15 protein-coding genes are annotated in these 23,467 nt (G+C 71.7%); 6 read left to right on the top strand and 9 right to left on the bottom strand.

Annotated features, from left to right (window positions below; translation table 11 throughout):
• Positions 1–18 precede the first annotated feature (18 nt).
• Positions 19–1,125 (bottom strand): ADP-ribosylglycohydrolase family protein, encoded by a 1,107-nt coding sequence (locus tag HW837_RS16705; RefSeq protein WP_045555262.1) that lies wholly within the window; start codon positions 1,123–1,125, stop codon positions 19–21.
• A gap of 277 nt (positions 1,126–1,402) precedes the next feature.
• Here HW837_RS16705 and HW837_RS16700 point away from each other — a divergent pair, with 277 nt between their 5' ends.
• The 3 genes from HW837_RS16700 (at position 1,403) to HW837_RS16690 (ending at position 8,584) form a co-directional block, all read left to right on the top strand.
• Complete coding sequence (locus HW837_RS16700; RefSeq protein WP_045555790.1) at positions 1,403–2,131, top strand: VIT1/CCC1 transporter family protein; 729 nt, start codon at positions 1,403–1,405, stop codon at positions 2,129–2,131.
• Positions 2,132–2,529: 398 nt separating this feature from the next.
• Positions 2,530–7,131 (top strand): glutamate synthase large subunit, encoded by a 4,602-nt coding sequence (gltB, locus tag HW837_RS16695; protein ID WP_193380841.1) that lies wholly within the window; start codon positions 2,530–2,532, stop codon positions 7,129–7,131.
• Positions 7,124–8,584 (top strand): glutamate synthase subunit beta, encoded by a 1,461-nt coding sequence (locus HW837_RS16690; RefSeq protein WP_193380795.1) that lies wholly within the window; start codon positions 7,124–7,126, stop codon positions 8,582–8,584. The genes gltB and HW837_RS16690 overlap by 8 nt, the downstream gene beginning before the upstream one ends.
• A gap of 152 nt (positions 8,585–8,736) precedes the next feature.
• Here HW837_RS16690 and HW837_RS16685 read toward each other — a convergent pair whose 3' ends face one another.
• The 6 genes from HW837_RS16685 to HW837_RS16660 form a co-directional block, all read right to left on the bottom strand.
• Positions 8,737–9,210, bottom strand: coding sequence for a hypothetical protein (locus tag HW837_RS16685; RefSeq protein ID WP_045555259.1), 474 nt, complete (start codon positions 9,208–9,210; stop codon positions 8,737–8,739).
• Between the two features lie 8 nt (positions 9,211–9,218).
• A complete protein-coding gene (locus HW837_RS16680; RefSeq protein ID WP_045555258.1) occupies positions 9,219–9,554 on the bottom strand; it encodes a hypothetical protein in 336 nt (111 codons plus the stop codon).
• On the bottom strand, positions 9,554–14,881 hold the full coding sequence (locus HW837_RS16675; protein WP_193380796.1) for an HD domain-containing protein: 5,328 nt from the start codon (positions 14,879–14,881) through the stop codon (positions 9,554–9,556). Before HW837_RS16675 ends, HW837_RS16680 begins: the two co-directional genes overlap by 1 nt.
• Before the next feature lie 147 nt (positions 14,882–15,028).
• Positions 15,029–15,958, bottom strand: coding sequence for a rhomboid family intramembrane serine protease (locus tag HW837_RS16670; protein ID WP_045555256.1), 930 nt, complete (start codon positions 15,956–15,958; stop codon positions 15,029–15,031).
• Between the two features lie 132 nt (positions 15,959–16,090).
• Positions 16,091–17,068: an acyl-CoA dehydrogenase family protein gene (locus tag HW837_RS16665; protein ID WP_193380797.1), complete on the bottom strand. Its 978-nt coding sequence runs from the start codon at positions 17,066–17,068 to the stop codon at positions 16,091–16,093.
• A gap of 171 nt (positions 17,069–17,239) precedes the next feature.
• Complete coding sequence (locus tag HW837_RS16660) at positions 17,240–18,379, bottom strand: acyl-CoA dehydrogenase family protein (RefSeq protein ID WP_193380798.1); 1,140 nt, start codon at positions 18,377–18,379, stop codon at positions 17,240–17,242.
• Positions 18,380–18,428: 49 nt separating this feature from the next.
• Between HW837_RS16660 and HW837_RS16655 the strand changes: the two genes are divergently transcribed.
• From HW837_RS16655 to HW837_RS16645, 3 genes are read left to right on the top strand one after another with little or no spacing between them, the layout of a single operon-like run.
• Positions 18,429–19,217 carry an SDR family oxidoreductase gene (locus tag HW837_RS16655; RefSeq protein WP_045555253.1) on the top strand — a complete coding sequence of 263 codons (789 nt, stop codon included), beginning with the start codon at positions 18,429–18,431 and terminating at the stop codon, positions 19,215–19,217.
• Between the two features lie 14 nt (positions 19,218–19,231).
• A complete protein-coding gene (locus HW837_RS16650; protein ID WP_045555252.1) occupies positions 19,232–19,873 on the top strand; it encodes a TetR/AcrR family transcriptional regulator in 642 nt (213 codons plus the stop codon).
• Positions 19,874–19,914: 41 nt separating this feature from the next.
• Positions 19,915–21,072: an acetyl-CoA C-acetyltransferase gene (locus tag HW837_RS16645; RefSeq protein ID WP_045555251.1), complete on the top strand. Its 1,158-nt coding sequence runs from the start codon at positions 19,915–19,917 to the stop codon at positions 21,070–21,072.
• Between the two features lie 567 nt (positions 21,073–21,639).
• Here HW837_RS16645 and HW837_RS16640 read toward each other — a convergent pair.
• Both HW837_RS16640 and HW837_RS16635 read right to left on the bottom strand, forming a co-directional pair.
• On the bottom strand, positions 21,640–22,686 hold the full coding sequence (locus HW837_RS16640; RefSeq protein ID WP_045555250.1) for an NAD(P)H-dependent flavin oxidoreductase: 1,047 nt from the start codon (positions 22,684–22,686) through the stop codon (positions 21,640–21,642).
• Positions 22,686–23,387, bottom strand: a complete 702-nt coding sequence (locus HW837_RS16635) for a CoA-transferase subunit beta (protein WP_045555789.1) — start codon at positions 23,385–23,387, stop codon at positions 22,686–22,688. Before HW837_RS16635 ends, HW837_RS16640 begins: the two co-directional genes overlap by 1 nt.
• Positions 23,388–23,467: the final 80 nt, after the last annotated feature.

The following is a 23,467-nucleotide window of genomic DNA, read 5'->3' as shown; positions in this document are numbered from 1 at the left end:
CCCACGGGGTCGGTGGGGTCATGCGGGGGTCTCCGTCGGGTCGGGCGGGGCGAGGGTGAAGGTGGTCGGGGTCGGCGGGGGAGGGGCGCCGTGGGGGAAGAGGGCCGTGCCCGTGGTCCACTTGCCGCCCTCGGTCGGGACCAGGAGTTCGGCCACGTCCAGGACGTGATGGCCGGCCATGGAGGGCAGGCAGCTGCCCCGCGCCGGGCCGATCGCGGCGGTCCACTCGGACGGGATCGACGACGCCCCCCGGGTCGCGCCGGCCAGCGCGCCGGCGACCGCGGCGGTCGTGTCGGCGTCGCGCCCCATGTTCACCGCGGTCAGTACCGACTCGGTGAAGTCGCCGTCCGCCGCCGCATAGGCGCCGAAGGCGAGGGCGACGGCTTCGGGGGCGAGGTCGGTCCAGGGGTAGCCGCCGATGACGACGGCGGAGCGGACCGCGCGTTCGCCCCGGTGGGCGACGGCGACGGCCCGGCGCAGGGAGCGTGCCGTCCAGGAGTCGTCGGGGATGACGGCGAGCGCGGAGGCCACGACCGAGATCGTCGGCGCTCCCGCCATCGCCGCCGCCACGCCCGCCGCGACCGCCTGGCCGCCGTAGATGCCCTCGCCGTCGTGGCTGACCGAGCCGTCGACGGCGACCAGCCGGGCGGCCTCGGCCGGGCGGCCCGCCGCGAAGACGCCGAAGGGGGCGGCGCGCATGGCGAGGCCGTCGCTCCAGGCGTGTCGGTGCTGGGCGGAGATCGGCGCGGCGAGGCCCCGGCGGAGGTTCTCCAGGGTGCCGCGCTCGCTGAAGCCGGCGCCCCGGAACGGGCCCTCGTCCAAGTCCGCGATCCACTGGTGCCAGGCCGTCTCCACATGGGTGACGGTGAGCGCCGAGCCGTGCCGGGCCAGCAGCAGCCCGGAGAAGATCGCGTACTCGGTGTCGTCCGTGCCCGAGGGGCGCTCGGCCACATACCCGGTGATGCGCCCCCAGCGTGCGCGGATCTCGGAGGGTTTCATGTTCTCGGCGGGCGCCCCCAGCGCGTCCCCGACGGCGAGCCCGAGCATGGCCCCCCGCGCCCGTTCGCGGAGGTCGGCGGCGTCCCCGGGAGCCGGGACCGAGGGAATGCAGGCGATGGAAGGCATACGGTCGCCTCTCTGGCCCGTGGGCAGGTCCGGCCCGGTGGGCAGTTGATCCGCTCTCAAGATTTGTCAGCTATCGCTGGGAAGATCTCTCCCACATCGGCCGCCTCGGCGGCGCGCGGAACGCCCCTGTATCACCCGGTCGACATCTGTGCAGAGCCCTGTACGAATGAGCGGCAGCCGTTTCTCGAACAGGCGTCGAGTCAGGTAAGTACGGCCTTCCTTGCTGGCAGAAGCGATTTTCCGAGCGTACGTTCGACGTGAGGAAAGGGGCTTGATCGTGGCGATCATCGACACCGAAGCCGCGTTGCACGAGGCGCACCGGGACAACCACACCCATCGGGACGTGAACGGCGGCTGGCTGCGGCCCGCCGTGTTCGGGGCGATGGACGGGCTCGTGTCCAACCTGGCGCTGATGACCGGTGTCGCCGGCGGAACCGCGGGGCGGGAGGCGGTCGTCGTCGCCGGGCTCGCGGGACTCGCCGCCGGGGCCTTCTCCATGGCCGCCGGCGAATACACCTCCGTGGCCTCGCAGCGTGAGCTGGTGCAGGCCGAACTCGACGTCGAGCGGCGGGAGTTGCGCAAGTATCCCAAGGACGAGGAGAAGGAGCTCGCCGCGCTCTACGAGAGCCGCGGGGTCGAGCCGGAGCTCGCCCGGGAGGTCGCGCGGCAGCTCTCGCACGACCCCGAACAGGCCCTGGAGATCCATGCGCGCGAGGAGCTGGGCATCGACCCCGGCGACCTGCCCTCGCCCCTGGTCGCCGCCGTGTCGAGCTTCGGCTCCTTCGCGCTGGGCGCCCTGCTGCCCGTGCTGCCGTATCTGCTCGGCGCCGGCGCGCTGTGGCCCGCCGTGCTGGTGGCGCTCGTCGGGCTCTTCGGGTGCGGTGCGGTGGTGGCCCGTGTGACGGCCAGAACCTGGTGGTTCAGCGGGCTGCGGCAGCTGGCCCTCGGGGGTGCCGCGGCGGGTGTGACGTACGCCCTGGGCAGTCTGTTCGGAGCGGCCGTATGATGGATCGGATGGCTACGTATGCATGGGACCGCATAAGTAGTCGTTACCAGGCGGTTTCGAATGCTTAACCGCTGGGCATGAGCCGTAAGCGCCGCGGGCAATGACGCCCGTCAAGCACCTGAAGCACCCTGAAGCACCTGAAGCAGTGGGCGGCGACGCCTCCTGCGCCCGGTCGACCGACAACGATCTGTACGGTCGGCTCCCCCTTGATCGCGTTCGATCACGCCACCGTGTGCGGCCACCCCCTCCGCGCCGTGGCGTCCGCATGTTGGGACGAAGTATCCGCTTCCCGAGAATCGTTCCATCATGTAACCTGCACGAAATTTTGCACCTTACGCAGAGGGCCAGCGTCGTCCCTCGGCAATCGCATATGCCAGATGACGACGACGGGAGAGCCGATGCGTACGCCGCGCCAGCCGTCCCAGCACTCCACGAATGGCCAGAAGTGGTCGTTCATGGATGCTCGCCCTGCTGCGCAGGGTATGTACGACCCCCGCAACGAGCGCGACGCCTGTGGCGTCGGCTTCGTGGCCACCCTCACCGGCGAGGCGAGCCATGCGCTGGTCGAGCAGGCGCTCACGGTTCTGCGCAACCTGGAGCACCGCGGGGCGACCGGTTCGGAGCCCGACTCGGGTGACGGCGCCGGCATCCTGTCGCAGGTGCCCGACGCGTTCTTCCGTGAGGTGGCCGGATTCGAGCTGCCCGAGGCCGGCTCGTACGCCGTCGGTATCGGCTTCCTGCCCGAGGAGGGCACCGAGGACGCCGTCGCCCGCATCGAGGCCATCGCCGCCGAGGAGGGCCTGACCGTCCTCGGCTGGCGCGAGGTGCCCGTCGCCCCCGAGCTGCTCGGCGCCACGGCCCGCTCGACGATGCCCGCCTTCCGTCAGATCTTCGTCTCCGACGGCACCTCGAAGGACATCGACCTCGACCGCAGGACGTTCGTGCTGCGCAAGCGCGCCGAGCGCGAGGTCGACGTCTACTTCCCCTCGCTCTCCGCGCGGACCATCGTCTACAAGGGCATGCTGACCACCGGCCAGCTGGAGCCCTTCTTCCCGGACCTGTCCGACCGCCGCTTCGCCTCCGCGATCGCGCTCGTGCACTCCCGGTTCTCCACCAACACGTTCCCGTCGTGGCCGCTCGCCCACCCGTACCGCTTCGTCGCGCACAACGGCGAGATCAACACGGTCAAGGGCAACCGCAACTGGATGGTCGCCCGCGAGTCCCAGCTCGCCTCGAACCTCTTCGGCTCGCAGGAGACGCTGGACCGGATCTTCCCCATCTGTACGCCCGACGCCTCCGACTCGGCGTCCTTCGACGAGGTGCTGGAGCTCCTCCACCTCGGTGGCCGCTCCCTGCCGCACTCCGTGCTGATGATGATCCCGGAGGCGTGGGAGAACCACGACTCCATGGAGCCGGCCCGCCGCGCCTTCTACCAGTTCCACTCCACGATGATGGAGCCCTGGGACGGCCCGGCCTGTGTCACCTTCACCGACGGCCGTCAGGTCGGCGCGGTCCTCGACCGCAACGGCCTTCGCCCCGGCCGCTACTGGGTCACCGACGACGGCCTCGTCGTCCTCGGCTCCGAGGTCGGCGTCCTCGACATCGACCCCGCCAAGGTCGTCCGCAAGGGCCGTCTGCAACCGGGCCGTATGTTCCTCGTCGACACCGTCGAGCACCGCATCATCGAGGACGACGAGATCAAGGCCGGTCTCGCCGCCGAGCAGCCGTACGCCGAGTGGCTGGAGGCCGGGGAGATCGAGCTCTCCGACCTGCCCGAGCGTGAGCACATCGTGCACACCCACGCCTCGGTCACCCGCCGCCAGCAGACCTTCGGTTACACCGAGGAGGAGCTGCGCGTCATCCTCGCGCCGATGGCCAAGGCCGGCGCCGAGCCCATCGGTTCCATGGGCACCGACTCGCCGATCGCCGCGCTGTCCTCCCGGCCGCGTCTGCTGTTCGACTACTTCACCCAGCTCTTCGCGCAGGTCACCAACCCGCCGCTGGACGCCATCCGCGAGGAGCTCGTCACCTCGCTGCGCTCCTCGCTGGGCCCGCAGGGCAACCTCCTGGAGCCGACCGCCGCGTCGTGCCGCAGCGTCACCCTGCCCTTCCCGGTGATCGACAACGACGAGCTGGCCAAGCTCATCCACATCAACGCCGACGGCGACATGCCCGGCATGAAGGCCGCCACGCTCTCCGGTCTCTACCGGGTCTCCGGCGGCGGTGACGCCCTCGCCGCGCGCATCGAGGAGATCTGCGCCGAGGCCGACGCCGCCATCGACAACGGCGCCCGGCTGATCGTCCTCAGCGACCGCCACTCGGACGCCGAGCACGCGCCGATCCCGTCGCTGCTGCTCACCGCGGCCGTCCACCACCACCTCATCCGCACCAAGCAGCGCACCCAGGTGGGCCTGCTGGTCGAGGCCGGTGACGTCCGCGAGGTCCACCACGTCGCCCTGCTCGTCGGCTTCGGCGCCGCGGCAGTCAACCCGTACCTGGCGATGGAGTCCGTCGAGGACCTCGTCCGCGCCGGAACGTTCCTCTCCGGTATCGAGGCCGAGCAGGCCATCCGCAACCTGATCTACGCCCTCGGCAAGGGCGTCCTGAAGGTCATGTCCAAGATGGGCATCTCCACGGTCGCCTCCTACCGCGGCGCCCAGGTCTTCGAGGCCGTCGGTCTCGCGGACGAGTTCGTCGAGAAGTACTTCAACGGCACGGCCACCAAGATCGGCGGCGTCGGCATCGACGTCATCGCCAAGGAGGTCGCCGCCCGCCACGCCAAGGCGTACCCGGCCAGCGGCATCGCGCCGGCCCACCGCGCCCTGGAGATAGGCGGCGAGTACCAGTGGCGCCGCGAGGGCGAGCCGCACCTGTTCGACCCGGACACGGTCTTCCGCCTCCAGCACTCCACCCGGACGCGTCGCTACGACATCTTCAAGCAGTACACGGACCGCGTGAACGAGCAGTCCGAGCGGCTGATGACGCTGCGCGGCCTGTTCGGCTTCAAGGCCGGCGAGGGCCGTGCGCCGATCTCGATCGACGAGGTCGAGCCGGTCTCCGAGATCGTCAAGCGCTTCTCGACCGGCGCCATGTCGTACGGCTCGATCTCGCGCGAGGCGCACGAGACGCTCGCCATCGCCATGAACCAGCTGGGCGGCAAGTCCAACACCGGTGAGGGCGGCGAGGACCCGGACCGTCTCTACGACCCGGCGCGGCGCTCGTCGATCAAGCAGGTCGCCTCCGGCCGCTTCGGCGTGACCTCCGAGTACCTGGTCAACGCGGACGACATCCAGATCAAGATGGCCCAGGGCGCCAAGCCCGGTGAGGGCGGTCAGCTGCCCGGCCACAAGGTCTACCCGTGGGTCGCCAAGACGCGTCACTCGACGCCGGGCGTGGGCCTGATCTCCCCGCCGCCGCACCACGACATCTACTCCATCGAGGACCTGGCCCAGCTGATCCACGACCTGAAGAACGCGAACCCGCAGGCGCGGATTCACGTCAAGCTGGTCTCCGAGGTCGGCGTCGGCACGGTCGCGGCCGGTGTGTCCAAGGCGCACGCGGACGTCGTCCTCATCTCCGGCCACGACGGCGGAACGGGCGCCTCGCCGCTCACCTCGCTGAAGCACGCGGGCGGCCCCTGGGAGCTCGGCCTCGCCGAGACCCAGCAGACCCTGCTGCTCAACGGCCTGCGCGACCGCATCGTCGTGCAGACCGACGGCCAGCTGAAGACCGGCCGTGACGTCGTCATCGCCGCGCTGCTCGGCGCCGAGGAGTTCGGTTTCGCGACCGCCCCGCTCGTCGTCTCCGGCTGCGTCATGATGCGCGTCTGCCACCTGGACACCTGCCCGGTCGGCATCGCCACGCAGAACCCGACGCTGCGCGACCGGTTCTCCGGCAAGGCCGAGTACGTCGTGAACTTCTTCGAGTTCATCGCCGAGGAGGTCCGCGAGATCCTCGCCGAGCTGGGCTTCCGCTCCATCGAGGAGGCCGTCGGCCACGCCGAGGCGCTCGACGTGACCCGCGCGGTCGACCACTGGAAGGCGCAGGGCCTGGACCTGGAGCCGCTGTTCCACGTGCCCGAGCTGCCCGAGGGCGCCGTCCGCCACCAGCTGATCGAGCAGGACCACGGCCTGGAGAAGGCGCTCGACAACGAGCTGATCAAGCTCGCCGCCGACGCGCTCGCCGCCTCGGACGCCACCGACGCCCAGCCGGTGCGCGCCCAGGTCAAGGTCCGCAACATCAACCGCACGGTCGGCACCATGCTCGGCCACGAGGTGACGAAGAAGTTCGGCGGCGCCGGTCTGCCCGACGACACCATCGACATCACCTTCACCGGCTCGGCCGGCCAGTCCTTCGGTGCCTTCCTCCCCCGCGGTGTCACGCTGCGCCTGGAGGGCGACGCCAACGACTACGTCGGCAAGGGCCTCTCCGGCGGCCGGGTGATCGTCCGTCCCGACCGGGGCGCCGACCACCTCGCCGAGTACTCGACCATCGCGGGCAACACCATCGCCTACGGCGCGACCGGCGGCGAGCTGTTCCTCCGCGGTCGTACGGGCGAGCGCTTCTGTGTCCGCAACTCCGGCGCCCTGGTGGTGTCCGAGGGCGTGGGCGACCACGGCTGCGAGTACATGACCGGCGGCCACGCGGTCGTCCTCGGCGAGACGGGCCGCAACTTCGCGGCCGGTATGTCCGGCGGCATCGCGTACGTCATCGACCTGAACCGCGACAACGTCAACGTCGGCAACGCGGGCGCCGTCGAGGCCCTCGACGACACCGACAAGCAGTGGCTGCACGACGTGGTGCGCCGCCACGCCGAGGAGACCGGCTCCACGGTCGCCGAGAAGCTGCTCGCCGACTGGGACGTGTCCGTGGGCCGCTTCAGCAAGATCATCCCCAGCACGTACAAGGCAGTGCTCGCCGCCAAGGCCGCCGCCGAGCAGGCCGGTCTCTCCGAGACCGAGATCACCGAGAAGATGATGGAGGCGGCGATCAATGGCTGACCCGAAGGGCTTCCTGAACCACGGGCGCGAGGTCGCCAAGTCCCGCCCCGTCGACGTACGGCTGAAGGACTGGAACGAGGTCTACGTTCCGGGCTCGCTGCTCCCGATCATCTCGAAGCAGGCGTCCCGCTGCATGGACTGCGGCATCCCGTTCTGCCACAACGGCTGTCCCCTCGGGAACCTCATCCCCGAGTGGAACGACTACGCCTACCGCGAGGACTGGGGCGCCGCCTCGGAGCGCCTGCACGCCACGAACAACTTCCCGGAGTTCACGGGCCGTCTGTGCCCCGCTCCCTGTGAGTCGGCGTGTGTCCTCGGCATCAACCAGCCGGCCGTCACCATCAAGAACGTCGAGGTCTCGATCATCGACAAGGCGTGGGACAGCGGCGACGTCGCGCCCCAGGCCCCGGAGCGCCTCTCCGGCAAGACGGTCGCGGTCATCGGCTCGGGCCCGGCGGGTCTCGCCGCCGCCCAGCAGCTGACGCGGGCCGGTCACACCGTCGCCGTCTACGAGCGCGCGGACCGTGTCGGAGGCCTCCTCCGCTACGGCATCCCCGAGTTCAAGATGGAGAAGCGGCACATCAACCGCCGTATCGAGCAGATGCGCGCGGAGGGCACCCGCTTCCGCACGGGCATCGAGATCGGCCGCGACCTCAAGGCGACGGACCTGAAGAAGCGGTACGACGCCGTCGTGATCGCCGCGGGTGCCACCACCGCGCGTGACCTGCCGGTCCCCGGCCGCGAGCTGGCCGGCATCCACCAGGCGATGGAGTACCTGCCGCTGGCCAACAAGGTGCAGGAGGGCGACTTCGTGGCGCCCCCCATCACGGCCGAGGGCAAGCACGTCGTGGTCATCGGCGGCGGCGACACCGGCGCGGACTGCGTGGGCACCGCCCACCGCCAGGGCGCGGCCTCCGTCACCCAGCTGGAGATCATGCCGAAGCCGGGCGAGGACCGCGCGCCGAACCAGCCGTGGCCGACCTTCCCGATGCTCTACAAGGTCACCTCCGCGCACGAGGAGGGCGGCGAGCGGGTCTACTCCGTCTCCACCACCCACTTCGAGGGCGACGAGGACGGCAACGTCCAGTGGCTGCACCTCATCGAGGTCGAGTTCGTCGACGGCAAGCTGACGCAGAAGGCCGGCACGGAGCGGAAGATCCCCGCCCAGCTGGTCACCCTGGCGATGGGCTTCACCGGCACCGACCGTGAGAACGGCCTGGTCGAGCAGTTCGGCCTGGACCTCGACGAGCGCGGCAACATCGCGCGCGACGCCGACTTCCAGACCAACGTGCCGGGTGTGTTCGTGGCCGGTGACGCGGGCCGCGGCCAGTCCCTCATCGTGTGGGCGATCGCGGAGGGCCGCTCGGCGGCCCGTGGCTGCGACCGCTTCCTCACGGGCGCGAGCGACCTGCCGGCCCCGATCCGCCCGACGGACCGCTCGCTGATGGTCTGATCCACCGGATCGACACGGGACGGTGACCCCCGCCGGGTCACCGTCCTCCCCACACGTCCCGTACAACGGCGTACGGAACACAGACGGCGCCTGCCCACCAGTCCCCGACCGGACGCCTGGGCGGGCGCCGTCGCATGTGCGCCCGCCGGGGGTCACTTGGTGGGGGCCAGCCAGGTGATGACGACGGCGGCCGCGATCGCGACGACGCTCGCCAGGCCGAGCCAGCGGGCCGCCTCGACCAGCCGCCACACCGTCCGGGTGCGCTTCTTCTCGTACGTCAGGAGCCGGTTGGGCTCGCTGTAGACCTCGACCCCCGGTCTGCTGTCGGTCGCCAGGACGCTGAGCCAGGTGGCGACGATCAGTCCGGCGAAGCCGCCGATCAGCAGGGAGATCACGGCCCAGCGCGGGCAGCCGGACATCTTGCTCAGATCTTCCTGACCCTTCAGGACGAAGACCGCCGCCAGGAGTCCGGTGAGCGAGGACAGGTAGGTGCGGTAGCCCTCCGCCTGTTGAACGGCGAGGCGGAGTTGCTGGTGCGGGTCGCGCATCTGCTGGGCCCGGTCCTCGGCGTCGCAGAGCTGCTCGAAGGTGAAGCGGGGCGCCGGTGGCGGCGTCGGTGTCGGCATGTGCTGCCTCAGTTCTCTGCGGTGAGGTGGGCCGGCGGCGGAGCGAGCGTCAGCAGGGCGCCGCAGCCCCGGCGCTGGGCCGGACGGGGCTGGTGGTAGCTCTCACAGGCGCAGGACATGTTCCAGACGTCCGGCTCGTCGGGCTTCCTGCGGCGGCCCAGGAAGCCCGCGCCCTTGGCGATCAGGGGCTGGATGGGGCCGAAGGAATGGGTCATGGCGCACTCGCACGCCGGGCAGGTCCCGGAGACCGTCAACTCCCGGTCGGCATCGCCCGCCCGGGCGCTCCACTGGAAGGTGTGGACACCGGGGTACGCGTGCCGGTGGTACGGCTTCGGTTCGGTCATCAGGCGGAGGCCTTTCCGGTGGCCGGGGCGGTCGGTGCGGTCTGCTGAGGAAGCTCGGGCGCTTCGGCGGGCTCGGGCAGCGTGAGCGCGAAGAGCCTGGCGAAACGTCCCAGGCGGTCGCGTACGTCGGTCTCGTCGAGTTCGGTCTCCTCGGCACACAGCGCGATGTGGTCCTCTGAGACGGCGCCGGTGAGGGCGGGGGCGCGGCCGGTGAGCCGGGTGGTCAGGATGATGACGTCGGCCCAGTCCGGGACGATCTCCCGCTCGGCACCCTCGGGCGGGTCGACCGTGACGTCGAGACCGAGGCAGGAGAAGGGTGCGTAGCGGTCGTAGGCCTCGGCCAGAGTCCACTCGAAGCGCCCGGCGACCAGGACGAGTTCGAGGGCGCCGAGGGTGCCGGGGCCCAGCAGGCCCATGTCGAAGGCGGCGAGGTCGAAGTCGGTCGGCTCGAAGCCGACGAGGCGGTCGGCGCCGGGACCCTGGAAATCGCCGGGCAGTTCGACGCTTCCCGCGGCACACAGCCGGGCCACATGGTGGAACGCCTTGTCCAGGGTGCGGAAGCCGTCCCGACGGCGCTCGATGGTGAACCGCAGGACATCTACGACGGTCAGGTGGTCCTTCAGTCGGGAGGGACCGGAGGGAAGACCGAAGAATGTGCGCTCGGTATCGGAGAGGAAATCGAAGTCCGCCTCGTTCAGCCGTAGATCGTGGAACTCCGCCGGCAGGTCCGGGATGCGCAACGGCAGCGCGGTGTCCAGGCCTCGCAACTCGTGGGCCACGGCGCCCAGTTTCAGTTCGAAGTGGGCGGCGAGAGCCATCAGGTAGGCGACGGTGACGCCATCCTGGTCGAAGCGGCAGCTGGCGATGCTGTTCGGTATGGGGTAGGGGCGCAACAGGCGGGCCTGGGGCGCGGTCGCCTGACGCTCCAGCGCAGTCAGGTCGGCTCCCCGCAGGTCGAGTAGGCCGCAGGCGTCCAGAGCACGGACGGCGGTGCGCAGTTCGTCGAGGGGAGACGAGGCCGCGTGGAGGGCGCCCACCAACTCCCATCCGGAGACGGGAGAGGTGTCGATCTCGGCGTTTCTGGACCGCTCGTGGAGGAGCCCGTAGATCCACTCGGGCACGTTCCAGTCGGCGGCTTCCTCGGGTACCGCCGGTGTGTGCACGCCGGTGATCCCGGTGGCGGAGTTGATGCGGCGCGCGGTGTCCCCGGGTGATGCTCCGGAGCGGTACGCGATCTCGATGAGGTGGTAGGTCGAGATCTCTCCTTCGTGCCATGGTTTCTGCCGGTCGAAATCCTGCGAGAGCAGGTGCGCCAGTGCGGGGGGCAGGATGCCCGCTTCGATCGCCTCGGGAGTCGGGGGCGCAGCCAGGGAGTATCCGAGACAGCTGAATTGTTCCACCTGCTGCGCCAGTTCATTCACTGGGAACGAGGCAGTGCTGCGTGACAGGAGATCCACCGGCCCGAGAGAGCCGGGCAGCCAGTCGAAGTTCTGTGTCCAGGCAGCGCTGGGCAATTCGTTCTGTCTGCCTGTCAGCCGGAGTACCTCGGCCCTGGTCAGCCGTAGTCTGGCGACTTCCTCGGGCAGCGGGGGCAAGCTGGGAAGCGTCGGGTCCACCTCACGCAGCCGGGGCAGCAGGGCAGCCGTCTCCCCGAGCGAGAGGGTGTGCAATGCCGAGGCGACGAGCAGGGGGGCGTGCCTGGCAGGGGGCTGATGCCGCTTTCGAGTGGTTCTGCGTGCGAACAGTACGATCGTTTCGTCAAAGGCCGGCGGGAAGGAGAAGTACCTCTCAATCGCGGTGTAGCCGAGGTAGAGGTCCGCCTCCTCCTGGGTGACGAAGTGATCGCCGAGGGCCCTGATGTCCACGGCCTCGGGTACCTCGATCCCGGTCACGGCGTAGCGGCGCAGGGATCTCAGCACCTCGCGGACGGGGCGACGCGAGAGTGCTGCTGAGTGCAGGACGGTCTGCCAGCCTCTGAGCTTCAGATCCTGGAAGAGCAGGGCATCGAGTTTCCGGGGGCGCGGATAGCCCTCGGGTGCGAAGGGTTCCCGCGCCTGTTTCACGCCCAGCGCGGTGCATCGCCACTGCCTGACCAGTGCGTCCTCATGTCTTCTACCCGGCAGGTACTCCTGTTCGCTGTGGAGTCCGAAGGCAGCCCTCTCGTCGGAGGGCAGACAGCCCAGGGTGCCCAGGGGGGCCTTGTCCCGGGCCAGCTGCCGCTCGCTCTCCACATCGAGGATCACCTGTGTCTCCGCCGGCAATGAACCCAAGATTCGGACCGCCACCCGCGGACTGCGGCGTGCCAGTGCCCACAGCCACGACACCGACAGGTCCGTGAGCTGCGAAGCCGCGGCCGGAATGCCGTCCAGCACGTCTTTCATCACCAACTCCTCGTCGTAGGAAAGGAGCTGGTTCCGGTCGACGCTGGGTACCGGGGCATGCCGTTCCCGCAAATTGACCACATATCCGTACGCTTGGGGCGCCTGCGAGATGAGGACACCGTCCAGCAGAAGCTGGCCATCTCCCTGGACGATCCATGCCTGCGTCGCACCGTCCTTCGTCGCTCCGCCCTGCTCGCCGTGCAGCGCGACGGGCGGTACCCGCCACCCCTCCTGGACGGCAAGCTGCCCCGCGTCCCAGTCGTGGTCGTGGACGGTGCTGTCCTGTGTGGTTCTCTCCTTCGCATGGACGTCGTACTCGGTCACCCACAGGTGAGTCCGCAGCGTCTCCAGCAGAGAGGGCACCTGCTCGCCCTCGCTCGGCTCGGCCAGGTACAGCCGTACGCGGGTGCCGCCGTCCTCCGGGACCTCGGGATCGTCAGAGGTGTTGATCTGCAGGAGACCAGAGCCGGAGCGGATGTCGACCCGCAGCGCCGGTTCCGAGCTGCGCAGGCCGGTGGCGTCGACGGCGCGCGTCCAGACCACGACCTCGTCGGCCAGCATGAAGTAGCTGAACACGCCGATGCCGAAGCGGGAGTTGAGTGATTTGTCCACGATCCCGGCGCGACGCCAGTTACGACGCTCCTGTACGAACTCGGGATCCTGCTCATAGCGTTTGCCCGCCCTCGCGAACATCGAGGTCAGCCGGGAACGGCTCATCCCGGACCCGTTGTCCAGGCACTCGATGTAGGGCCGGACCCCGTCCCAGTCCTGGGTGAACAGGATCTCCCCGTCCCAACCAGAACGGATGTTGCCGTAGCGGCGGCGCATCTCCCGGTAGCGGCAGGCGTCCAGCGCGTTCTGGTACAGCTCGCGTATGGCGAGCATCCGGTCGCCGTACAGCTGTGTGCCCATGAGCAGGGGGCGGATCTCGTCCTCGGCGAGACGGAAGCGCTCCAGCGGTTCCTGGTAGCGGCCGGGCAGGGCGCGCAGTTCGTCCGTCGTCACCCGGTCCGGGAGCCCGCGCAGCAGGGGCTGCGCCGCCGCGTCCTCGCTCAGGGCCTGGACCGTCGCGTCCGCTGCCGAGGTCAGCTCCTCGATGGCCGCGTGCAACGCCGGATGCGGACAGCGAAGCCGTACGGCGAGGCCCCGGCCACCGACGGTGCGGCCGTCCGTGTCGTCGTAGTCGAGGCCGGCGAGCGCACCCGCCACTTCCTCGGCGCGCAGGGGTTCGTGCGCCCCGAGGTGGTCGACCAGGACACTGGAGAGCCTGCGCGGGCTCGCCGCGAGCAGACCGGCGGTCCACAGCAGACGGGCCAGCTGGAGCCCGCGCCAGTGGTTGCCGCGGACGGGCCTGGCCTCCTTCTTCCACTGGTCGTCGTGCAGCGCGTCGTTGACCCTGGGGCTGAGCCCGGGCTTCACCGTCAGATGCCCCAGCACCTGCCGCACGAGGGTGTCGATCTCCTGCCGTTCCTCGGGAGGCCTGCGGGTGGGGGTCGCGACGTCGGCCGCGGCCTCGACGGCCTCCACCACCTTGTCGATCAGGTCGTCGACATCGGTGCGGTGCCTCTCGTCGCGCTCCCACGCCCCGTCCCACTCGTTGATGAAACGGTGCCGCAGCCAGTGGTCCGCGGCGATGAACGCCTGGTCGAGTCCGCGGCTGCGCAGGGTCTCGGCGGTGCGTACGACGAGGGAGTGGGCGCGGCACACGTCGCGGGCGGCGTCCCGGACGAGCCGCTGCCGCTGCTCCCCGTCCCGCTGTCCGGTCGCGCCGGTCTCCTCCTCACTCCCGCGCGGACCGGGGTCGAACCGGTCGGGCAGCAGCCTGGCCAGCTGGGCCAGGGTGATGGCGACGACGCCCTCCTGGACGATGGCCGCCGACAGCAGGCACGCCGTCTCGGCGGGGGAGAGACGCTCGTCGTCCCGCCGCAGGCCGGCCCCGGCCACCAGGTCGGTGAGCCGGGCGTCCAGCCGCTCGGGGTAGAGCGAGTCGTGCCACGGGTCGTCCCGGTACGCGCGGGTCTGCTCGCTGCTGTCGACGACCCAGCGCACCAGCTCCGCGAGTTTCTCCTTGACCCGCTGGTGGATCTCGGGTCTGCCGGAGGTGTGCTGCCAGAGCCCGGAATCATGGATGATCCGGGTCCAGTCGAGGGTCTGTTCGGTGCCCTCGCAGACGACCGGATCACGGTACTCGCCGCCCTGCGCGGGTTCCGGTCGCCGCAGCCCGACCGAGGGCGGCGCCACCTGCGGGCTGCGGGACGCGAGCTGCCCCAGCTCGTCCTCCGCGAAGTCGGCCACCTGGCGAAACGTGGTGGGCGGATTGACCCGGGACAGGGCGGCGGCGAGGGCCCGCGCGAACCAGCTGCCCTCCACGGGATCGGCGTAGGCGCGCTGCCCCGGGCCACAGCTGTAGAGCCAGTAGGCCTCCTCCCGCCCGGCCCAGCTGGGGTCGGTCGTGCCGGAGACCGGGCCCGGCTGCTCGGCCCGGCAGACGTCGAGGCACACGATCGCCGTGACGCCCGGTGGCAGGACGCTCAGCAGATGGGCGGGGTCGGCCCGCAGCAGGGTGGGCTGGAGCAGGCCCCGGTTGCCGTCGGCGTCGGCGGCTCCTGGCTGGCTGTCGCGCAGGACCAGATGGTCCCGGCCGTCGATCGTCGCTCCGTGACAGGAGAAGTAGAGGAAGGCGGTGTCGCCCGGCTCGCAGTCCGTCAGGAAGTTGGTGATCGCCGCGAGGACGGAGGTGAACGAGGTGTCGTCGCACGCCTTGACGACGTCGTAGTCGGACTGGTCCAGAGCCTGGGCGATCAGGTCGACGTCCCGTTTGGCGAAGTCCAGCGGCGGAAACGCCTCGGCCAGTTCGGGGTGCTTCGCCAGGGACGGCGTCTCCGTGACCCCGATCAGCAGCGCGCGGCGCCTGCCCGCGACCGCCACGGCTCGTTCCGCACCCACGTATCGCCCCTCCCGCCGAACGCTGCGGAGCACATCATCCCAGAAGTGGCAGGCGGGGCGGGTGGGTTGATGTGCGGTGGGGTGCGGGCGAGCGGGCGGGTGGGGCCTCGGCCCCGCGGGGCGGCGGCCTCGGCCTGCCGAGCGGCCTCAGCCCGTCATCGCCGCCGCCTTCGCGAGCGCCAGTACCACCAGCAGCGCCAGCACCCCCGCGCAAGCCCCCGCCTGCACCAGCACCCGCCGTCGGTCCCGGGGCGCGTACGCGAAGGCGAGGGCCACGAGGCCGCCCGTGAGGAGGCCGCCGAGGTGGCCCTGCCAGGACGTCACGACCGCCGAGATGACGAGCCAGATCAGCAGGCCCGCCATGAAGCGGTTGATGCCCGCCGGGTCCGCGCCGAGGCGGCGGGCCAGGACGTAGTACGCCGTGCAGACACCGAAGATCGCGCCGGACGCGCCGACCGTGCTGGCGTCGGGGGCGAGGAGGAGGACCAGGGCGGAGCCGCCGAGGGCGGAGAGGAGGTACAGGCTGAGATAGCGGGCCCGGCCCAGCTGGGCCTCCACCACGCGGCCCACGTTCCACAGCGTGACCATGTTCATCACGATGTGCAGGATGCCGAACGTGCCCTCGGTGGGCGGGATGTGGAGGAAGGCCCCGGTGAGGAGGCGGTACCACTCGCCGTCGATCACGCCTTCGAGGTGGAAGTCGGCCGGGTAGGCGCTCTGCCACACGTAGTGCAGACCGTCCGGGCCGGCGAGGCCCCGGCCCAGCATCGCGAAGTCGTCGACGATCGACGGGCGGAGCAGTTCGGCGACGTACGCCACGACGTTCAGGCCGATCAGGACGTACGTCACCAGCGGGACCGCCGAGATCCGGCCGCCGAAGGCCGTGCGGGCCTGGCGGACCGTTCTCGCGCCCTCCTTGACGCACTCCGGGCACTGGTGGCCCACGGCCGCGTCGCGCATGCAGTCCGGGCAGATGTACCGCTCGCAGCGGGTGCAGCGGACGTACGACTCCACCTTCGGGTGGCGGTAGCAGGTGGTGACGGCGGGGTCGGACGACGACGGGGACTCGGGTTCCACGGCCGGCTCCTTGAGGGTGCGGGGCTGATGACGAGCCGGTGAGGACGGCGGCGAACAAAATAGCGAACGAGGGGGAGGGGTGGTGAGGGGGGAGGGCCGATCCCGGGCCGACGGTCGCGCGGCGACGGGAGGTCACCGGCGGCGACCACCGCCCCTGAGGACCGCGTCGCGGCACTCGGCCGGGGCGCCCCACGCGCTCCGCAGTGCGCGTGCCTTGGTCAGCCAGAGCGACAGGTCGTACTCCGCCGTGTAACCGATCGCGCCGTGCAGTTGCAGCGCCGTGCGCGCGGTCGTGTACGCCGCCTCGCACGCCGCCACCTTGGCCGCCGCCGCGTCCACCGGGTCCAGGGTGACCGCCGCCCCGAAGACCATCGGGCGCGCGAACTCCAGGGCCACCTTGGCGTCGGCCAGCCGGTGCTTCACCGCCTGGAACGAGCCCACGGGCACACCGAACTGGGTGCGCTGCTTGACGTACGCCACCGTCCTGTCCAGGAGGGACAGCCCGACGCCCAGCGCTTGGGCGGCCACCGCGAGACGGGCCCAGGTGAGGGCGTGGGCGAGGGGCGCGTGAGGGGCGAGGAGTTCGCCGCCGGGGGAGAGGCGGGTCAGGCGGCGGGCCGGGTCCAGCGAGAGGCGCACGGGACCGTGGCCGGGGGCCAGGCGCAGTCCGCCCGTCGCCGGGTCGAGGGTCAGCCGGGTCTCCGCCGCGTCCCCGTCCAGCGCGTACGCCCCCGGAGCCGGCGCCACCGTGGCCATCGCCTTCCCCGACACCAGCGCCGGGAGCAGACGCTCGGCCGGGCCCGGGTCGTCCAGACCGGCCAGGAGGCCCGCCGCCACCACCGTCTCCACGAACGGGCCGGGAACCGCGTGCCGCCCCAACTCCACGAAGACGACGGCCAGTTCGACGGGGAGCGGGCCGACCCCCTCGTACGCCTCCGGCGCCGCCAGCGCGAACACGCCCGCGTGCGCGAGACGCTCCCACAGCGCACGCCCTGCATCGTGCTCCCCGCGCCCCCAGGCCCGTGCGACGGCGGGTGTGCCGGCGGCCGTCAGCAGGGCGTCCAGCGACTCGGCGAACGCCCGCTGCTCGGTGTCCAGGAGGAAGCGCATCGGCGGCGGCCCCTTCGGTTCGGGAGGGGGCCACGCATGAGCGGCGACCCCTGAGGCGACTGAGGCGGAGGCCGCACGTGAGCGGCGGCCCTTGAGGCGGCGGCCGCGCGCAGGCGGCTTTGAGCTGGTGGCCGCGCGTCCGGTGGCGGCCGTGCGGACGGAGGCCACGCGTCAGCGGCGGCCCTTCGGCAGGCCGAGGAGGCGCTCGGCGATGATGTCGCGCTGGATCTCGTTGGTGCCGGCGTAGATCGGGCCGGCGAGGGAGAAGACGTACCCCTCGCACCAGTCGGTGTCCGCCGGCTCGCCCTCCTCGCCGAGCAGGTCGAGCGCCGTCTCGTGCAGGGCGATGTCGTACTCGGACCAGAAGACCTTGTTCAGACTGGCCTCGGGTCCGATCGGCGTGCCCTCCAGGAAGCGGGAGGCGGCCGCATGCGTGAACAGCTCGTAGGCGCGGGCGCCGATCAGCGCGTCGGCCACCGCGTCGCGCGCGGACGCCGGGCTTCCCCGGTCGTGCCAGAGGCCGAGCAGCCGGTGCGCGGAGGCGAGGAAGCGGCCCGGGGAACGGAGCGTCAGACCGCGTTCGTTGCCCGCGGTGGACATCGCGACGCGCCAGCCCTGGCCGGGCTCGCCGATGACGTCCTCGTCCGGCACGAACACGTCGTCGAGGAAGAGTTCGGCGAACGCGGGCCGGCCGTCGAGGCGGCCGATCGGGCGGACCGTCACACCGGGGGCGCGCAGGTCGAACATGAGGTACGTCAGCCCCTGGTGTGGCCTGGCGGTGCCGGGCTCGCTGCGGAACAGGCCGAACGCCCGGTCCGCGAACGCCGCCCGGGACGACCAGGTCTTCTGCCCGGTCAGCAGCCAGCCCCCCTCCGTGCGCACGGCGCGGGAGGTCAGCGAGGCCAGGTCCGACCCGGCCTCCGGCTCCGACCAGGCCTGGGCCCACACCACCTCGCCGCAGGCCATCGGCGGCAGCACCCGCGCCCGTTGCTCCCGCGTGCCGTGGTCGAAGAGGGTCGGGGCGAGGAGGTTGACGCCGTTCTGGCCGACCCGGCCCGGGGCGCCCGCCGCGTAGTACTCCTCCTCGAAGACCAGCCAGCGCGAGAGGCCAGCGTCGCGGCCGCCGTACTCGGCCGGCCAGTTCACCACCGACCAGCGGTCGGCGGCCAGTTCGGCCTCCCAGGCGCGATGGGCGGCGAAGCCCCCCTCGGTCTCCAGGGACGGCAGCGGCTCCGCGGGGACATGGGCGCGCAGCCAGGCGCGCGCCTCGGCGCGGAAGGCCTCGTCGGCGGGGGAACGGGCGAGGTCCATGGCGCACGGCTCCTTCCCTAACAAGTGTTTGGTAGGTTAGCGTGCCCGCATGAGGAACGTCGACCCTCCGACGTACGTCCCCGGCCATGGTCTGCTCGCCGGACGCACCGCCGTGATCACCGCGGCCGCGGGCGCGGGCATCGGCGGGGCCACCGCGCGGCGCTTCCTGGAGGAGGGCGCGCGGGTACTGATCAGCGACGCCCACACGCGCAGACTCAAGGAGTGCAGGACCGAACTGGCCGCCGAGTTCGGGGCGGACTCCGTCCGCGCGGTGCCGTGCGACGTCACCGACGACGACCAGGTACGGGCGCTGTTCGAGGCGGCGGACCGGCTGCACGGACGACTCGACATCGTCGTCAACAACGCCGGCCTGGGCGGCACCTCGGACCTCGTCGACATGACCGACGAACAGTGGTCCAGGGTGCTGGACGTGACGCTGAACGGCACCTTCCGCTGCACCCGGGCGGCCCTGCGGCTGATGCGGGCAGCCGGAGGCGGCGTGATCGTCAACAACGCCTCCGTCGTCGGCTGGCGCGCCCAGGCCGGCCAGGCGCACTACGCCGCCGCGAAGGCCGGCGTCATGGCCCTGACCAGATGCGCCGCGATCGAGGCGGCCGCCTACGGGGTCCGGGTGAACGCCGTCTCGCCGAGCCTCGCCATGCACCCGCACCTGGTGAAGGTCACCACCCCGGAACTGCTGGAGGAACTGACCGCGCGCGAGGCCCTCGGACGGTACGCCGAACCCTGGGAGGTGGCCAACGTGATCGTGTTCCTCGCGTCCGGCTACTCCTCATACCTGACGGGTGAGATCGTCTCCGTCAGCAACCAGCACCCGTGAGGACGAGGAACAGCGTGCCGACCAAGAAGAAGCCCACGACGACCGCCGGCGCCAAGCCCCCCGCCGCGCCCGCCCGCCGTCGGGAACTCCTCGACCGGGCCGCGACGGTCTTCGCCGACCTGGGCTACAACGCCACCACCGTCCGCAGGATCGCGGACGACGCCGGCATGCTCGCGGGCAGCCTCTACTACTACTTCGAGTCCAAGGACGCGATGCTGGAGGAGATCCTGCGGACCTTCCTCGACGAACTCTGGGAGGGCTACGACGCCGTCCTGGACGCCGAACTGCGCCCCCGGGAGACCTTCGAGGCCCTGGTCGTCGAGTCGTTCCGCGCCATCGACCGGCACCGCGCCGCCGTCGCGATCTACCAGAACGAGGCCAAGAAGCTCATCGCGCGGGAGCGGTTCCGGTTCCTCGACGCGTCGCAGCGCAAGTTCGAGAAGGCGTGGCTCGCCACGCTGGAACGCGGGGTGGCCGCCGAGGAGTTCCGTGCCGACCTGGACACCCGGCTCACCTACCGGTTCGTGCGCGACACGGTCTGGGTCGCCGCCTCCTGGTACCGGCCCGGCGGGCCGCTCGGCCCGGAGGAGATCGCCCGGCAGTACCTGTCGATGGTCCTGGACGGGATCGCCGTACGCACCGAGCCCCAGCCCTGACGCACATTCGGTGAACAACCTTTGACAACAAGGGAGTTGCCATGGCCGAGGCCTATATCGTCGAAGCGGTCCGCACGCCCGTGGGGCGGCGCGGAGGAGGGCTCGGCCAGGTCCATCCGGCCGACCTCGGCGCCCATGTTCTGGGGGCGCTCGTCGCACGCGCCGGCGTGGACCCGGCCGCCGTCGAGGACGTCGTCTTCGGCTGCCTGGACACCGTGGGCCCGCAGGCCGGTGACATCGCCCGGACCAGCTGGCTGGCCGCCGGGCTGCCCGAGGAGGTGCCGGGCACGACCGTCGACCGGCAGTGCGGCTCCTCGCAGCAGGCCGTGCACTTCGCCGCGCAGGCCGTGCTCTCCGGCACCCAGGACCTGGTGGTCGCGGGCGGCGTCCAGAACATGACGATGATCCCCATCGCCTTCGCCTCCCGCCAGGCCGCCGTCCCCCTCGGCCTCACGGACGGGCCCTTCGCGGGCAGCGAGGGCTGGCGGGCCCGCTACGGCGACCGGCCGGTGAACCAGTTCGCCGGCGCGGAGATGATCGCCGCGAAGTGGGGCATCGGCCGCCGCGACCAGGAGGAGTACGCGCTGCGCTCGCACCGGCGGGCGGTACGGGCCCTCGACGAGGGCCGCTTCGCGCGCGAGACCGAGCCGTACGGGGACGTGACCGTCGACGAGGGGCCGCGCCGTGACACCTCGCTGGAGAAGATGGCCGCGCTGAAGCCGGTCATCGACGGCGGCACCGTCACCGCCGCCTGCTCCTCCCAGGTCTCCGACGGCGCCGCCGCGCTCCTGCTCGCCTCCGAACGCGCCGTACGGGAGCACGGGCTGACCCCGCGCGCCCGCGTGCACCACCTCTCCGTGCGCGGCGAGGACCCCATACGGATGCTCACCGCGCCGATACCGGCGACCGCGTACGCCCTGAAGAAGTCCGGCCTCACCCTCGACGCGATCGACCTCGTGGAGATCAACGAGGCCTTCGCGCCGGTCGTCCTCGCATGGCTGAAGGAGACGGGCGCCGACCCGGAGAAGGTCAACGTCAACGGCGGCGCGATCGCCCTCGGACACCCCCTCGGCGCGACCGGCGCGAAGCTGATGACGACCCTCCTGCACGAACTGGAGCGCACGGGCGGCCGGTACGGGCTGCAGACCATGTGCGAGGGGGGCGGCCAGGCGAACGTGACGATCATCGAGAGGATCTGAGGGACGCGGGCGCCGCGCTGGGCGGGCGTGGGGCGGGCTCGGGCTCCGCGTGACGGGCGCGAGGCGCTGGGCTGCGTGGCTGCGTGGCTGCGTGGCTGCGTGGCCGAACGTCCGCCTGCTCGGTCGGTCGGCTGCTCAACCGATCGCCCGGCGGCCGACGGACGGCCGCCTGTCCCGGCCGACCGCAGGCCCGCCTGCATGCCCGTAAGGTGCTGGGCTGCCTGTGCGCCCGCTCGGTCGGCCGGCTGCTCAACCGATCGCCCGGCGGCCGACGGACGAGCTGCCTGTCCCGGCCAGCCACTGGCTCGGCCGCTTGCTCGGCCGACCGACAGCCTGCCGGCTGTCTGGCTGCCGTGTGCCTGGCCCGCTGCCAGCGTGCTTGGCGTCCGACGGCCGGTCGCTGGCTCGCTCGGCCGACCTGCCGTATCGGTCGACGGGCCTCCGGGAGCAGGGGCAGGGAGCCGGGCCCGGGAGCCGCTGGCCCGCCCCCCTGCCCGGCTGCCCGACTACCCGGCTGCCCGCAGGCCTCCACCACGTCGCGGTCGGCCTCTCGTGCCCGGTGGGGCGTCAGGTGTCGGTGAGGCGTCGGCGGGTCTCCTCCGCCTCCCGCATGATCCGCTCCACCAGCTCCGCGCACGACGGCAGGTCGTCGATCACCCCGGCGACCTGCCCGGACGCCATCACCCCCAGGTCCGTACGGCCGTCCACCATCGCGGACCTGAGCAGCATGGGCGTGTTCGCGGCGAGCAGGACCTGGCTCCAGGCGAGGTCCTTGCCGTGCCGCAGCGCGACGCCGTCGCGGACCATCGCGCGCCAGGTGAGCCCGGAGAGCCGCCGGAAGCCCGCCGCGTGCCGGAGGGCGCGCACCAGGGCGCGTGCCCGTCCGGACGCCTCCAGCGCGCTCACGAACTCCGTGCGGAGCATGCGGTGCGGCAACCCGTCCACGGCCCGCGTGACGGTGACGTCCTTGACGGTCGCCGCCAGATAGCGGGCCTTCACCGCCTCCGGCACCGTCGAGTCCGAGGTGAGCAGGAACCGGGTGCCCATCGCCACCCCGGCCGCCCCGAACGCCAGCGCGGCCACCAGCCCCCGCCCGTCGTGGAAGCCGCCGGCGGCGACGACGGGGATGTCGACGGCGTCCACGACCTGCGGCAGCAGCACGGTCGTCGCCACCTCCCCGGTGTGGCCGCCGCCCTCGCCGCCCTGCACCACCACCGCGTCCGCGCCCCACGCCGCCACCTTCTCGGCGTGCCGCCGGGCACCCACGGACGGGATCACCACCACGCCCGCGTCCTTGAGCTCGGCGATCAGCTCCCTGGACGGCGCGAGCGCGAACGAGGCCACCCGGACGCCCTCCTCCACGACGATCCGCACCCGCTCCCGCGCGTCCGCCGCGTCGGCCCGCAGATTCACCCCGAACGGCGCGTCCGTACGGGACCGCACCTCCCGTACGGCCTCCCGGAGCCGCGCCGGTGTCATCGTCGCGGAGGCCAGGACTCCGAGCGCCCCGGCGTTCGCCGCGGCGGAGACCAGCCGCGGACCGGCCACCCAGCCCATACCGGTCTGCACGACCGGATGGCGGACGCCGACGAGCCGGGTGAGCGCCGTCTCCATCAGTCCCGCACCTCACGGGCGCGGGCACCCGCCGGGTCGATCACCTCGCGGATCAACCGCAGCTCCTCCGCCGTGGGGTCCCGTGTGTACGGCACCTCGTCCGCGACGGCGAGCGTGAAGCCGGTCGCCTCCGCGACCTGCTCGACCGTGACGCCGGGATGCAGCGAGGCCAGCCGCATCGTGCGGTCGGGCGTCGCGAAGTCGAACACCCCGAGGTCGGACACGACCCGCGGCAGACGGTGGAAGCGGGCGGCGGCCGGATGCGCGGCCACCCGGTCGTGACCCACCCCGCACACCATGTCGACCTGCTCGACGAAGACCCGCTTGGAGTGCTTCGGCACCCAGTAACTGGTCGGATTGTTCAGGGTGTTGACCGGCGCTCCCCGCACCCCGAGCAACTGTCGCCTCGGCCTCGCCCAGTCGCCGACGCAGGAGATGTTCTGGTTGCCGTACCGGTCGATCTGGCTCGCGCCCATCATCACGTGCCGTCGGCCGCCGGTGACCAGGTCCAGATGCCGGCGGTAGGGCAGCCACCCCTCCACGGTGCCGTCGAGGTCGACGAGCAGCGCCTCGCCGTCGGTCAGCAGCAGGTCCGGCGAGAAGGTCCGCCTGGCCAGACGCGCGCCCAGGGACGGGATCAGCCCCATCGGACTGGCGAGGATCTCCCCGGCCCCGCGCCAGGCCTCGGCACAGGCGATCACGCAGTACTCGGCACGGGTCGCCGCGCCCGCCGCCGCGCCCGCCGCCGCGCTCGTGGCCGCGCCCGTGGCTGTGCTCGTCG

Source organism: Streptomyces caniscabiei (genome assembly GCF_014930365.1).
Lineage (GTDB): Bacteria > Actinomycetota > Actinomycetes > Streptomycetales > Streptomycetaceae > Streptomyces > Streptomyces caniscabiei.
Note: the sequence above shows the minus strand (reverse complement) of the source record. Positions and strands in the feature narration are given on the sequence as shown.

Coding starts and splice junctions, on each gene's coding strand:
- HW837_RS16660 (WP_193380798.1), bottom strand. CDS start 18,379: ATGGACCTCGCCCGTTCCCCCGCCGACGAGGCCTTCCGCGCCGAGGCG.
- HW837_RS16690 (WP_193380795.1), top strand. CDS start 7,124: ATGGCTGACCCGAAGGGCTTCCTGAACCACGGGCGCGAGGTCGCCAAG.
- HW837_RS16645 (WP_045555251.1), top strand. CDS start 19,915: ATGGCCGAGGCCTATATCGTCGAAGCGGTCCGCACGCCCGTGGGGCGG.
- HW837_RS16665 (WP_193380797.1), bottom strand. CDS start 17,068: ATGCGCTTCCTCCTGGACACCGAGCAGCGGGCGTTCGCCGAGTCGCTG.
- HW837_RS16680 (WP_045555258.1), bottom strand. CDS start 9,554: ATGACCGAACCGAAGCCGTACCACCGGCACGCGTACCCCGGTGTCCAC.
- gltB (WP_193380841.1), top strand. CDS start 2,530: ATGCGTACGCCGCGCCAGCCGTCCCAGCACTCCACGAATGGCCAGAAG.
- HW837_RS16705 (WP_045555262.1), bottom strand. CDS start 1,125: ATGCCTTCCATCGCCTGCATTCCCTCGGTCCCGGCTCCCGGGGACGCC.
- HW837_RS16655 (WP_045555253.1), top strand. CDS start 18,429: ATGAGGAACGTCGACCCTCCGACGTACGTCCCCGGCCATGGTCTGCTC.
- HW837_RS16640 (WP_045555250.1), bottom strand. CDS start 22,686: ATGGAGACGGCGCTCACCCGGCTCGTCGGCGTCCGCCATCCGGTCGTG.
- HW837_RS16685 (WP_045555259.1), bottom strand. CDS start 9,210: ATGCCGACACCGACGCCGCCACCGGCGCCCCGCTTCACCTTCGAGCAG.